The following is a 12,583-nucleotide window of genomic DNA, read 5'->3' as shown; positions in this document are numbered from 1 at the left end:
ACCGGCACGCCGTCTCGTTCCGCTCCGGGCGCGTGGTTGGATGGATGCGTGCTGGAGGCTGCCGTACCCATTCCGCCCGACGAGGACACCGTCATCGCCTTCGACCGCGTCAGCGTGGTCCGGTCGGGAAATCACCTGGTCCGTGACCTGTCCTGGCAGGTCGAGCTGGATGAGCGGTGGGTGGTGCTGGGCCCCAACGGCGCCGGCAAGACCACCCTGCTCAACCTCGCGTCCGCCCGGTTGCACCCCACCCGAGGTACGGCGTACGTGCTCGGTGAACGGCTCGGCCGCGTCGACGTCAACGAGCTGCGCACCCGGGTGGGCATCACCACCGGCCGCTTCGCCGATCAGGTGCCGCCGGACGAGCGGGTGCTCGACGTCGTGGTCACCGCCGCGTGGTCGGTGGTCGGCCGGTGGCGGGAGAGCTACGACCCGCAGGACGAGGCCCGCGCCCGCGAGCTGCTCGACCAGCTCGGCATGACGGGTTTCGCCGACCGCGAGTTCGGCACCCTCTCCGAGGGCGAGCGCAAGCGCACCCAGATCGCCCGCGCGCTGATGACCGACCCCGAGCTGATGCTGCTCGACGAGCCGACCGCCGGGCTCGACCTGGGCGGCCGGGAGGTGCTGATCGGGCACCTCTCCGAGCTGGCGCTGGACCCGGACGCGCCGGCCATGGTGCTGGTCACCCACCACGTCGAGGAGATCCCGCCGGGCTTCACCCACGGCCTGCTGCTGCGCGAGGGCGTGGTGGTCGCGTCCGGCCTGCTCGGCGAGGTGATGACCGCGGAGAACCTGACGAAGACCTTCGGCCTGCCGCTGGTGGTGGACCGGTTCGGCGACCGCTACACCGCACGGGCGGGCTAGATGGCCCCGCGGATCGTCGTCGCCGGCAGCGCGAACATGGATCTGGTCGGGCTGGCGCCACGTCTGCCCCGGCCGGGCGAGACGGTGCTCGGCGACGACTTCGTGATGGCGCCCGGCGGCAAGGGGTCGAACCAGGCGATCGCGGCCGCCCGGGCGGGCGGCGCGACCACCTTCCTGGGCGCGATCGGATCGGATGCGTTCGGGGTCACCCTGGGCGCCCGGCTCACCGCCGCAGGCGTCGACACCAGCCGGGTACGTACGAGCTACGGCACGTCCGGCGTAGCAGTGATCATGGTGGACCGGGACGGGGAGAACTCGATCCTGGTCAGCCCGGGGGCGAACAGCTCGTTCGTCGGCCTGACCGACGACGAGCAGTCCGTGATCGCCGAGGCCGACGTGCTGCTCTGCCAGCAGGAGATCCCCCTCGAGACGGTCTTCGCCGCGCTGCGCGCCGGCCGTGCCGCGGGCACCCGGACGATCCTGAACGCGGCGCCCGCCATGGACCTGCCGGACGGCCTGCTCGACGAGGTGGACCTGCTGGTGGTCAACGAAATCGAGGCCCGGGCGATCACCGGCGAGAAGGAGCCCGACATGGCCGCGCTCCTGCGGCTGGTGCCGCGGGTGGTGCTCACGCTCAGCGGCGCCGGCTCGCGGTACGCCGACCGGGACGGCCGCGACGAGCAGATCCCGGCGTTCCGGGTGGAGGTCGCCGACACCACGGCCGCCGGCGACGCCTTCACCGGGGCACTCGCCGTCGCCTGGGGCGAGGGCCGGGACCTGGTCGACGCGGTGCGCTGGGCGAACGCGGCCGGCGCGGTGTGCGTACAGAAAGTCGGCGCCAGCGGCGCCCTGCCCGAGCGCGCCGAGATCGAAGCCCTCTACAGCGCCTGACCAGCTGGCCCTCAGTGCTGTTTCCGGGCTTGTGAAACAGCACTGAGAACCAGCCGGGGGTTACGACTCCCGGATGGTGGTGACGAACCGGGAGACCTCGCCCCGGAGCACCTCGGCGAGCTGGGAGAGTCCCACGTCGGCCGGGTCGGCGCCGCCGTCCACCGCGATCGCGATGCCCTCGACCAGCGCGCTCATCTCCCGGATCCGGGCGGTGACCGCCTCCAGCACGGCGATCGCGTCGGCTGCGGCCTGCTGCACGGTGTTGACCTGACCCATGATCTCCTCGCTGGACGAGCTGGTCTCGTTCGCCAGGGACTTCACCTCGTTGGCGACCACGCCGAAGCCGCGTCCGGCGCTACCCGCGCGGGCCGCCTCGATGGTGGCGTTCAGGGCCAGCAGCCGGGTCTGCGCCGCGACCTTGTTGATCAGGTCGACCGCGTGCCGGATCTGCTCGGACGAGGTCCGCAACGACGAGACCGTGCCCAGGCCCTGCTCGGCGTTGGTGACCGCGTCCCGGGCGAAGTCGGCCAGCCCGTTTGCCGAGCGGCCCATCTCGGTGGCCGCGGTGGCGACCTGCTCGGAGACGGTGAGCACCGCCGACTCCAGCTCGTCGGCCAGCGCCTGCCGGCCCCGGGCCGCGTCTGCGAACTGCTCCGCGGTCCGGCTCATCACCTCGTTCGAGCGGGTGATCTGCTGCGCCGCCGACCGGTACGCGCCGGCCAGCCCCTGGGTGAGGAAACGCCGGTGGAAGCGGCCCTGCGCGGCGGCGGCCGACGCGGCGCCGGCCTCGCGGACGAAGGCGTCGATGTGGTCGAGCAACCCGTTGATCGCGTTGCGGACGCCGATCGCCCGTTCGGTGTCGGCGAGCGGCGGCACCCGGGCCTCCAGGTCGCCGTTGCGGGCCCGCTCGCAGATCTCGGTGACGATGCGTACCGCCCGGTCCAGGTCGGCGTCCCCGGCGGCCGGCGTGGGCTTCACCGGCTACCGCCGTCGGTGAGCGCCCAGACCAGTTCGTCGTACGTCTGCCCGCGCTCGGCGAGCATCTGCTGCAGCGTCGCCGCGCCGGCCGCGACCGCGTCCGGGGTGTGGCTGTGCCGCCGCTCCTCGGCCCGGATCCGCTCGTAGACGGCGCTCACCGCGGCGACGGACGGGGCAGACGGGCTGCGCCGGTTCGAGTGGTAGCCGATCAGCCGCCCGGATGCGTCGTGGGAGGGCGTGATGTGCGCGAAGACCCAGTAGTGCGCGCCGTCGGCGGCCAGGTTCAGGACGTACGCGAAGATCTCCTCGCCGTCCTTGAGGGTGTCCCAGAGCAACTGGAACACCGCCCGCGGCATGTCCGGATGCCGGATCAGGTTGTGCGGCCGGCCCAGCGCCTCGGACTCGGCGAGCGCCGAGACCCGCAGGAAGACATCGTTCGCGTACGTGATGACGCCGCGCGGATCGGTCTTGCTGACGATCAACTCGTTCTGGCCGAACGTGCGCTCGACACCGGTGGGGCGTACCTCAGTCGCTCTCATGATGTCTTGATCGTCGCGAACCGATGCCGTCGGCACCGGGATTTCGCCGGATTCAGCGGGCCACGCGCAGCGCCCAGGCGATCAGCGGGATCTGCATCGGCAGGCGCCCGTAGGCGATCGCCCGGCGCGCCGGCGGGGCATGCCGCCAGTCGATCGCCATCCGCACGTTCGCCGGGAACACCGCGGCGAAGAGGGCGGCGGCGGCCAGGCCACCGGCCCGGCGGGTGCGGGGATGCGCGACAGCGGCGGCCACCGTCAGTTCGGCAACCCCACTGAGGTACGTCCACGTGCGCGGCGACCCCGGCAGCGACCGCGGCACGATGCCGTCGAACGGCTTGGGCGCGACGAAATGCAACGTGCCCATCGCGCCCAGGAACGCGGCCAGACTGGCAGCGTCCTTTCTCATCGGCGCACCGCCGGCTCCAGGGCCCGCTGCAGGGCCCGGTAGATCCGGCCGAAACGTTGCGCGTTGTCGGTGCGCAGCAGGAGCACGTCGCCGCCGCGCACCCGGCCCCAGATTTCCAGGCTGCGGCTGCCCCGGTCGTAGGAGTGGTCGACCCGCTCGAGCATCAGGTCGGCGACCGGGACCACGGCCAGGCCCAGCAGGATCCCGCCGACGACCAGGGTCAGGGTGGTGCTGAGCTCGGTGTCCAGAAGCAGGGCGACCGCGATGGCGAGCCCGCCGAGCAGGAGCGGGAGGAGGATGGTCAGGCCGAGGGCGCCGCGCCAGGCGATCACGCCCCAGGACCGGGTGCCCCGGGTGTACCAGACCTGGATCAGCTCGGGCAGGCGGAAGTCGCGGCCGTTCATCCGCACGCCGGACGACGTGATGAGGACTTCCGGATCCCGGTAATAGGTGGTCATCGTCTCCTCCAGGGGCCGGTGAGGCTTGTTCGCGACGGTGGAGACCCGGGCGGATGGCCTGCGCAGACTAGTGGCTTGCGGTAGGTCGCGAACAAGCCTCAAATTTAGCTCGTACCCCGCATAGGCTGACGGCGAAACGGCTCGATGCGAGGAGGCGCGGGTGGGCGAGTTCGTACGGCTCGAGATCGCGGACGGAATCGGGACGATCCGGCTCGACCGGCCGCCGATGAATGCGCTGAACGTGCAGGTCCAGGAGGAGTTGCGGGCAGCCGCGCAGGCGTTGTCCGACGACGCGTCGGTTCGGGCCGTGATCGTGTACGGCGGGGAGAAGGTGTTCGCCGCCGGCGCCGACATCACCGAGTTCGCCACCGTTTCGTACCCGGACATGGTGGCCCGCGCCGGGGCCCTGTCCAGCGCTATCGACTCGATCGCCCGGATCCCTAAGCCGGTCGTCGCCGCGATCACCGGGTACGCGCTGGGCGGCGGCTGTGAGCTCGCTCTCGCCTGCGACTGGCGGGTGGTCGCCGAGGACGCCAAGCTCGGCCAGCCGGAGATCAAACTCGGGCTCATCCCGGGTGCCGGCGGGACCCAGCGGCTCGCCCGTCTGGTGGGTCCGGCCCGGTCCAAAGATCTGATCTTCTCGGGTCGGATGGTGGACAGCGACGAGGCGTTGCGGATCGGGCTCGCCGACCGGGTGGTTCCGGCCGCCGAGGTGTATTCGACCGCGGTCGAGCTCGTCCGGCCGTACCTGACCGGGCCGGCGTTCGCGCTGCGAGCGGCCAAGCAGGCGATTGACGGCGGCCTGAGCGTCGACCTGGCAGCCGGCCTAGCGCTCGAGTCACACCTCTTCGCCGGGCTGTTCGCCACGGACGACCGGCTCGAAGGGACTGCTGCTTTCGTCGAGAAGCGCAGGCCCAAGTTCACCGGCAGGTAATGGATCACTCGGCTACGGCCGGTCATTGCCTAGACTGCGGTCATGTCCATCGACCAGGGTGGTCCGAAGCGGTACGCCCTCGGCATCGACTTCGGCACCTCGAACACCGTCGCCGTCGCGCGATGGCCGGACGGCCGTGCCCGCCCGATCCTGGTCGACGGCTCACCGCTGCTGCCCTCCGCGGTGTACGCGGACGCGAGTGGGAACCTGCTCGTCGGCCGGGACGCGGTGCACAGCGCCCGGCTGGACCCGGCCCGGTTCGAGCCGAACCCGAAACGCCGGATCGACGACGGTCTGGTGCTGCTCGGCGAGCGTGAGTTCGAGGCCGTCGAGCTGATCACCGCGGTGCTCGCCCGGGTCACCGAGGAGTGGCATCGCGCCGTCGGGCCGTACCGGCCGCAGACCACCCTCACCTGCCCGGCGAGCTGGGGCGCGACCCGGCGTACGTTGCTGGCCGAAGCCGCCGCCCGGGCCGGCCTGGAAGGCGCCCGTCTGGTCGCCGAGCCGGTCGCCGCGGCCACCTACTTCGCCGAGATCCTCGGGCGGGACGTGCCGATCGGCTCGGTCGTCATGGTGCACGACTTCGGCGCCGGCACGTTCGATGCCAGCGTCGTCGCGCGTACCGCCGAGGGTTTCGAGGTCCTGGCCGTGGACGGCCGCGACGACCTGGGCGGCCTGGACGTGGACGCCGCGATCGTGGAGTACCTGCGCACCGACGACTGGCGCCGGCTGATGGAACCGGGGACCGTCGAGGAGCGGCGGGCGCGGCGGCAGCTCTGGGACGACGTGCGGATCGCCAAGGAACGGCTCTCCCGGGCCCAGTCGGCCGACTTCGTGGTGCCGCTGCTCGACACCGAGGCCCACCTCACCCGCGACGAGCTCGAGACCTTGGCCCGGCCGGTGCTCGAGCAGACCGTACGGGTCACCAAGAACCTGCTGCGCTGGGCCGACCTCCCGGAGGGCCGGCTGGCCGGCGTCTTCCTGGTCGGCGGCGCCAGCCGGATCCCGCTGGTCGCCACGCTGCTGCACCGCGAGCTGGGCGACCCGCCGGTGGTGATCGAGCAGCCCGAGCTCGTGGTGGCCGAGGGCAGCATCCTGGCCGGGGCCGCGCTGCTGTCCAGCGAGCCGGCCGCTCCCGGGCCCACCGAGGAGCTGCGGCTGCCGTCGAAATACCTGCCGAGCGCGACCGGTCTGATCGCCGTGCAGACAAAGCCGCTCGCGCCGTCGCCTTCGTCTTCGTCTTCGCCCGAGTCGCTCTCGTCCGAGTCGCCTCTGCAGGAATCCGACGAGACAGTCGTCGCGAGAGCGGGCGAACCGGTGGTGGAGGCCGAACAGGCCACGGTGGTGGCGGCCGTCAGCGAGCCGGGGACGAGCCGGCGCGAGATCGACGCTGCGCCGACGCTGGCGACCGAGCGGCTGGGCCCACCCGAGCCGGAGCAGGCGCCGGAGAGCACCCCGCTGCCGAAACGGGTGAAACAGCCGGTGGCCGAGGCGCCGGACGACGACCTCCCGCCGGACGACGACATGCCGCCGCATCTGCGCCCGCCGGTCGACCCGTGGCCGCACGCCGACCCGTCCACCTGGCGGCCGGATCCGGACGCGACTGCCGCCGCCCCGCACCCCCGGGGCGATTGGAAGCCGGATTCGAGCTGGAAGCCCGTACCCCCGCCGCGGAAAGCCGGACCACCGCATCGGGCGAACCGGCCCACCACGCCAGTGGTCGCGCATGCCCGGCCGATCTCGCCGGTGGCGGCGCAGCCGCACCAGATCCCACACGTGGTCGGCTCGGCGCGCGCTGTTCCGCAGGGGCGTGCGGTGGCCGCCGCGCCGAGGCCGCCGCAGCTACCGGAACCCAAGCCGAAGAAGCGGCGCAGAGGCGGCTTCCTGCGTGCCGTGCAGATCCTGCTCAGCCTGCTCACGATGGTGCTGGTGCCGATCGTGGCGCTGGTGCTCGCGTACGGCTACGCGAACGGCGACCCGCTGCAGGAGGACGCCATCAACGTCTTCGAGGACCTGGGGAACCTGCTCGGATTCAACTAGACCGGGAGAGCTCGTGAGCGGAACGATCGAGGGGCACGGCGGGGAACTCGCGCTCGCCGCGCTGCGGGCCTTCGGGGTGACCGAGATGTTCACCCTCTCCGGCGGGCACGTCTTCCCGCTCTACACCGCGGCGCACGAGGCCGGCTTCGGCGTCCACGACGTGCGGCACGAGCAGTCCGCGGTGTTCGCCGCCGAGGCGGTGGCCAAGTTGCGCCGCCGTCCCGGGCTCGCCGTGCTCACCGCCGGTCCCGGTGTGACCAACGGCATCTCCGGGCTGACCAGCGCGCATTTCAACGGCTCCCCGGTGCTGGTGCTCGGCGGGCGGGCGCCGGCGTACCGGTGGGGGTCCGGCAGTCTTCAGGAGCTCGATCACGTGCCGCTGGTCGCCCCGGTCACCCGGTACGCGGCTACGGTCACCGGCACCGAGGACATCCCCGGCCAGATCGGGGCGGCACTCACCGCGGCGCTCACACCGCACCGCGGGCCGGTCTTCCTCGACCTGCCGCTGGACGTGATCTACTCCACGGCTGAAGCGGCGAGTCCCGGAGTTCCGGCGATCCCGGTGCTGGAGGCCGACCCGGACGAGGTACGGCGGGCCGCCGAACTGCTCGCCGGGGCGGACCGGCCGGTGATCATCGCGGGTTCCGACGTGTGGACCGGGGACGCGGTGACCGAGTTGCGGGCGGCGGCCGAGGCGTTGCGCGTACCGGTCTTCGCCAACGGCATGGGCCGCGGCGTGCTGCCGCCCGGCCATCCGCTCGCTTTCTCCCGGGCCCGCCGGGTCGCCCTGAACGAGGCCGACGTGGTGGCCGTCGTCGGCACCCCGCTCGACTTCCGGCTCGGCTTCGGCGATTTCGGCGGCGCGCGGGTGGTGCACATCGTGGACGAGCCGGGCCAGCGGGCCGGTCACGTGACCCCGGCCGTCTCCCCCGCCGGTGATCTCGGTCGCATCCTCGCCGCGCTCGCCGAGTACTCCGGGCGGCGGGCCGACCACGAGGAATGGGTGTCCGGGCTGCGTACCGCCGAGGACGCGGCGCGGACCCGCGACGCCGAGGCGATGGCCGCCGAGACCGACCCGGTACGGCCCGCCCGGATCTACGGTGAGCTGCGCAAGGTGCTCGCCGCGGACGCGGTGACCATCGGCGACGGTGGGGACTTCGTGTCGTACGCCGGGCGCTTCCTGGAGCCCGCTCAGCCCGGGACCTGGCTCGACCCCGGCCCGTACGGGTGCCTCGGCACCGGGCTCGGCTACGCGATGGGCGCCCGGGTCACCTACCCCGACCGGCAGGTCTGTGTGCTGATGGGCGACGGTGCGGCCGGCTTCTCCCTGATGGACGCCGAGTCACTGGCCCGGCAGGGGCTGCCCGTGGTCATCGTCGTCGGCAACAACGGCATCTGGGGCCTGGAGAAACACCCGATGCGCGCCATGTACGGCTACGACGTCGCCGCCGACCTGCAGCCGGGATTGCGGTACGACGACGTGGTGAAAGCGCTGGGTGGTGCGGGCGAGACGGTGGAGAAGGCAGCCGAGATCGGGCCGGCACTGCGACGGGCCTTCGACGCGGGTGTGCCGTACCTGGTCAACGTCCTCACCGACCCGTCCGACGCGTACCCCCGCAGCTCGAACCTGGCCTAGGCCTGCTGTTCGTCGTCCTTGTTCAGATCGCGTTCCCACTCGGCGAGCGTCTCGCGGTCCCGCCGGGATTGTTCGGTGTCCATGGAGCGCAGGAAGTCCGGGTCGTCGTCCGGGGAGGACGGGCGCGGTGACCGACGCCGTTGGGCACGGGTCACCGGGCGGCCCCACACGAAGTAGGCGATCGGACCGGCGATGGGGATGAGAAGGATCACGAGGATCCAGAGCGCCCGCGGCATGTTCCGGACGCGTTCCGCTGCCAGGCCGCTGATGAGGGCCAGGATGAGCAGGGCGAGCGCCGCCGCGGCCAAGACGATGAGCAACCGGACCATGGGGCAATGATGCATCGGTTATTCCCGGTCGGCGACGATCAGAGCATGACAACCCATCCACCGAGGATCGCCAGCAGCGCCGTGATCAGCGCGTAGGCCCGGATCGACCGCGGTACGGCCACCGGAAAACGGGTTCGCAGGCCGCGGGCGCGGTGTAGGGCGAGGGCCACCATCGCCGCCCAGCCGATCATCACGGCCGCGGCGACCAGCCATTCGGCCGGTCCGGCGCCGGGTGCGAAAGCGGGCCGGGCGGCGAGCAGCGCCACCGCGGCAGCCGACAGACCGGTACGCCGCCAGGCCAGCCGGGTCCGCTCCGGAGAAGCCCCCGGATCCCGGTCGATCCCGGCGCAGGCCCCCGGATCATGTTGATGGTCGGCGCAGGGCTCCGACGACATCAGAAGACCTGGATCAGCACCGCGACGACCAATGCGAGCGCGCCCAGGGCGACCACGATGGCGAGCACCGCCGGGAAGCGGGACCGGGGCAGCGCCGTGCCGTTGCGCATGGCCCGCTCGGTCCGCGCCCAGTGGTCGACGGCGCGCAGCGCCACCACCCCGCCCAGCACGAGCAGCAGGATCGCGATGATCTCGCGCAGATGCGTGACCGGCAGCGGCGGCAGGAACTGCGCGCACGCCAGGCCGCCGGCGATCAGCGCCAGGCCGGTCCGGATCCAGGCCAGGAAGGTACGTTCGTTGGCCAGCGAGAACCGGTAGTCGGGCGTGGTGCCCCGCTCCGATTCCCGCTCCGGGTCGAACCACTGAGCCAGGCCACCGAACACCTGTCGATTATTGACCTAGTGGGTCAAGAATCCGGGTGCCAGAGGATGCGGACTTCGTCACTGACGCAGGCCTCGCGTGAGTGCCCACAGAGGCACCACGGTGAGTCCGGGCCGGCGCGACCATGGGACTGCGGCTCGATCACGTCGGGGCGTGGGGGACTATGGGACGCAGGCGGACTGACATCGTCGACCAGCGAGACGTTTTGACCGGACATGTCTGACACCTCCTCGTCGCCCACTGTAGCGATCTCGGTCGCCTCGTGGGTGAGGTGTGTCACTCTGGGTGGCCGGCAACATCAAATCTACTGGCGGGTAACCTGGCTGACATGTCCGTCGCCGGCGGGTGCGTTCAACTCAGGAGGGTCGTAGGAGCGCGATGAACATCGTCGTACTGGTGAAGCAGGTACCCGACTCCGGTGCCGAGCGCACCCTGGCCGCTGATTTCTCGGTGGATCGGGCGTCGTCGAGCAATGTCATCAACGAGATGGACGAGTACGCCATCGAGGAAGCGCTGAAGATCAAGGAAGCGCACGGTGGTGAGGTGACCGTGTTGACGGTGGGCCCGGCGGGTGCGACCGACTCGATCCGTAAGGCGCTGTCGATGGGGCCGGACAAGGCGGTCCACGTGCAGGATGACGCGTTGCACGGTTCGTGTGCGGTGGCGACGTCGAAGGTTCTGGCGGCGGCGCTGGGTCAGTTGAACGCGGATCTGATCCTGTGTGGCGCGGAGTCGACCGACGGCCGGGTGCAGGTGATTCCGCACATGCTGGCGGAGCGGCTCGGGGTGGCGGCGCTGACCGGGGCGCGCAAGCTGAGCGTGGACGGGTCGCAGCTGACCGTGGAACGGCAGACCGACGAGGGCTACGAGGTCGTCACGGCCGCCACGCCGGCGATCGTCAGCGTCTGGGACACCATCAACGAGCCGCGGTACCCGTCGTTCAAGGGGATCATGGCCGCGAAGAAGAAGCCGGTGCAGAGCCTCACGCTCGGTGAGCTGGGTGTGGCCGCCGACGAGGTCGGGTTCGCGGGTGCCACCAGTCAGGTGCTGGAGTTCTCGAAGCGGCCGCCGCGTACCGGCGGTGCGAAGGTCGTGGACGAGGGCAACGGTGGCGAGCAGCTCGTCGCGTACCTGGCCACCGAGAAGTTCGTCTGAGTCTGAGGGGATAGAGGACAATGGCTGAAGTACTGGTCGTCGTCGAGGCCTCGCAGGCCGCCGGCGTCAAGAAGGTCACGCTGGAGATGCTGACCATCGCGCGTGGACTCGGTTCGCCGTCCGCGGTGGTCTTCGGTGACGCGTCGGCGCTGACCGAGAAGCTCGCCGAGTTCGGGGCGGAGAAGATCTACACCGCGTCCGGTGAGGACGTCGAGGGCTACCTGGTCGCGCCGAAGGCGACCGTGGTCGCCGAGCTCGTCAAGCGGGTGCAGCCGGCGGCGGTGCTGCTCGGCTCCACGCAGGAGGGCAAGGAGATCGCCGGTCGGCTGGCGGTCAAGTTGGACAACGGGCTGTTGACCGATGCGGTCGCGGTCGAGGCGGACGGCACCGCGACGCAGGTGGTGTTCGCGGGTTCGACGATCGTGAAGTCGAAGGTCACGCGGGGTCTGCCGATCGTGACGATCCGCCCGAACTCGGTGACCCCGGCGCCGGCCGCGGCGTCGCCGGCGGTCGAGGAGCTGACCGTGGCGGTGTCGGAGGCGGACAAGCTGACCAAGGTGGTCGAGCGGGTCGCCGAGCAGAAGGGTTCGCGCCCGGAGCTGACCGAGGCGTCGATCGTGGTCTCCGGTGGCCGCGGTGTCGGTAACGCCGACAACTTCAAGCTGGTCGAGGAGCTGGCCGACCTGCTCGGCGGCGCGGTCGGCGCGTCACGCGCGGCGGTCGACTCGGGTTACTACCCGCACCAGTTCCAGGTCGGGCAGACCGGCAAGACGGTGTCCCCGCAGCTGTACGTGGCGCTGGGCATCTCCGGCGCGATCCAGCACCGGGCCGGCATGCAGACCTCGAAGACGATCGTCGCGGTCAACAAGGACGCCGAAGCGCCGATCTTCGAACTCGCCGACTTCGGCGTGGTCGGCGACCTGTTCAAGATCGTCCCGCAGGCGGCCGACGAGATCCGCAAGCGCAAGTAAGGCATCCCGCTCCACGAGGGAAGAACGGCCCGGCGGCCATCCGCCGGGCCGTTCGCCGTCGAACCCCTCCCCGGTACGCGCGACGCCGCCCCCAACCCCAGCCACACCTCCCTCGCTCAACGAAGCGACCACCAGCAACTCAAGGCCCCAGCGCCCCCGCCGGGCTCATCCCCGCCAAGCCCACCCCGCCCGGCCCCGCCGCAGCCTCCCGCCAACCCCGGATGGCCGTCTCGCCCCGCCGCCACCGCAGCCTCCCTCAACCCCGGATGGCCGTTTCGCCCCGCCGCCGCCCAGCCCTCCCTCAACCCGGGATGGCCGTCTCGCGACGCTGCCGCCCAGCCGTCCCTCAGCCCCATACGCCCGCCCGCGACGCCGCGAGCAGCAGCCTGACCACCCGGTGGCCATGATCAATTCAGCCGAGCGACGGCGCCTCAGCGCCAACTGGCAGGCGAGCACCGAATAGGAGCGGGGGATGTCAGGCTGGCGCTGAGGGCTGTTTGGCGGGCGTTGAGACAGCACTGAGCGTCAGCCGAGCGATCCAGCTGGTTGCCACGGCTGTTTCCGGAGGCCCGAGACAGCCCTCAACGCCAGCCGGGCCACGCGCGT

14 protein-coding genes are annotated in these 12,583 nt (G+C 71.5%); 7 read left to right on the top strand and 7 right to left on the bottom strand.

What is annotated here, in order from left to right; translation table 11 throughout:
• The first annotated feature begins 48 nt into the window (after positions 1-48).
• Together OHA21_RS33475 and OHA21_RS33470 are read left to right on the top strand one after the other, a co-directional pair.
• Positions 49-864 carry an ABC transporter ATP-binding protein gene (locus OHA21_RS33475; protein ID WP_328461775.1) on the top strand — a complete coding sequence of 272 codons (816 nt, stop codon included), beginning with the start codon at positions 49-51 and terminating at the stop codon, positions 862-864.
• Positions 865-1,755 (top strand): ribokinase, encoded by an 891-nt coding sequence (locus OHA21_RS33470; protein ID WP_328461773.1) that lies wholly within the window; start codon positions 865-867, stop codon positions 1,753-1,755.
• A gap of 60 nt (positions 1,756-1,815) precedes the next feature.
• Here the strand turns inward: OHA21_RS33470 and OHA21_RS33465 are convergent, their stop codons facing one another.
• The 4 genes from OHA21_RS33465 to OHA21_RS33450 are packed head-to-tail and all read right to left on the bottom strand — an operon-like array spanning position 1,816 to position 4,136.
• Complete coding sequence (locus OHA21_RS33465) at positions 1,816-2,733, bottom strand: methyl-accepting chemotaxis protein (protein WP_328461771.1); 918 nt, start codon at positions 2,731-2,733, stop codon at positions 1,816-1,818.
• The gene (locus tag OHA21_RS33460) at positions 2,730-3,272 is read right to left on the bottom strand and encodes a PAS domain-containing protein (protein ID WP_328461769.1); all 543 of its coding nucleotides are present in this window, start codon (positions 3,270-3,272) and stop codon (positions 2,730-2,732) included. Before OHA21_RS33460 ends, OHA21_RS33465 begins: the two co-directional genes overlap by 4 nt.
• Before the next feature lie 52 nt (positions 3,273-3,324).
• Positions 3,325-3,678 carry a DoxX family protein gene (locus OHA21_RS33455; RefSeq protein ID WP_328461767.1) on the bottom strand — a complete coding sequence of 118 codons (354 nt, stop codon included), beginning with the start codon at positions 3,676-3,678 and terminating at the stop codon, positions 3,325-3,327.
• Positions 3,675-4,136, bottom strand: coding sequence for a DUF6232 family protein (locus OHA21_RS33450; RefSeq protein WP_328461765.1), 462 nt, complete (start codon positions 4,134-4,136; stop codon positions 3,675-3,677). The genes OHA21_RS33455 and OHA21_RS33450 overlap by 4 nt, the downstream gene beginning before the upstream one ends.
• A 160-nt stretch (positions 4,137-4,296) precedes the next feature.
• On the opposite strand from OHA21_RS33450, the gene OHA21_RS33445 reads away from it, so the two are divergent.
• From OHA21_RS33445 to OHA21_RS33435, 3 genes are read left to right on the top strand one after another with little or no spacing between them, the layout of a single operon-like run.
• Positions 4,297-5,070 carry an enoyl-CoA hydratase/isomerase family protein gene (locus OHA21_RS33445; protein WP_328461763.1) on the top strand — a complete coding sequence of 258 codons (774 nt, stop codon included), beginning with the start codon at positions 4,297-4,299 and terminating at the stop codon, positions 5,068-5,070.
• 42 nt (positions 5,071-5,112) lie between these two features.
• The gene (locus OHA21_RS33440; protein ID WP_328461761.1) at positions 5,113-7,110 is read left to right on the top strand and encodes an Hsp70 family protein; all 1,998 of its coding nucleotides are present in this window, start codon (positions 5,113-5,115) and stop codon (positions 7,108-7,110) included.
• 13 nt (positions 7,111-7,123) lie between these two features.
• Positions 7,124-8,746 (top strand): acetolactate synthase, encoded by a 1,623-nt coding sequence (locus tag OHA21_RS33435; RefSeq protein WP_328461759.1) that lies wholly within the window; start codon positions 7,124-7,126, stop codon positions 8,744-8,746.
• On the opposite strand, the gene OHA21_RS33430 is transcribed toward OHA21_RS33435, so the two are convergent.
• From OHA21_RS33430 to OHA21_RS33420, 3 genes are read right to left on the bottom strand one after another with little or no spacing between them, the layout of a single operon-like run.
• On the bottom strand, positions 8,743-9,075 hold the full coding sequence (locus tag OHA21_RS33430) for a PLD nuclease N-terminal domain-containing protein (RefSeq protein ID WP_328461757.1): 333 nt from the start codon (positions 9,073-9,075) through the stop codon (positions 8,743-8,745). The two genes, OHA21_RS33435 and OHA21_RS33430, sit on opposite strands and share 4 nt — an antisense overlap.
• Positions 9,076-9,113: 38 nt before the next feature.
• The gene (locus OHA21_RS33425; protein WP_328461755.1) at positions 9,114-9,470 is read right to left on the bottom strand and encodes a DUF202 domain-containing protein; all 357 of its coding nucleotides are present in this window, start codon (positions 9,468-9,470) and stop codon (positions 9,114-9,116) included.
• Positions 9,470-9,853: a YidH family protein gene (locus OHA21_RS33420; RefSeq protein WP_328461753.1), complete on the bottom strand. Its 384-nt coding sequence runs from the start codon at positions 9,851-9,853 to the stop codon at positions 9,470-9,472. The genes OHA21_RS33425 and OHA21_RS33420 overlap by 1 nt, the downstream gene beginning before the upstream one ends.
• Positions 9,854-10,229: 376 nt before the next feature.
• Here OHA21_RS33420 and OHA21_RS33415 point away from each other — a divergent pair, with 376 nt between their 5' ends.
• Entirely contained in the window at positions 10,230-11,006 is a 777-nt protein-coding gene (locus OHA21_RS33415) for an electron transfer flavoprotein subunit beta/FixA family protein (protein ID WP_328461751.1), read from the top strand.
• Between the two features lie 20 nt (positions 11,007-11,026).
• Positions 11,027-11,977, top strand: coding sequence for an electron transfer flavoprotein subunit alpha/FixB family protein (locus OHA21_RS33410; RefSeq protein ID WP_328461749.1), 951 nt, complete (start codon positions 11,027-11,029; stop codon positions 11,975-11,977).
• Positions 11,978-12,583 lie beyond the last annotated feature (606 nt).

Origin of the sequence: Actinoplanes sp. NBC_00393, assembly GCF_036053395.1 — a bacterium.
Lineage (GTDB): Bacteria > Actinomycetota > Actinomycetes > Mycobacteriales > Micromonosporaceae > Actinoplanes.
This window is presented reverse-complemented; position numbering and strand designations above follow the sequence as displayed.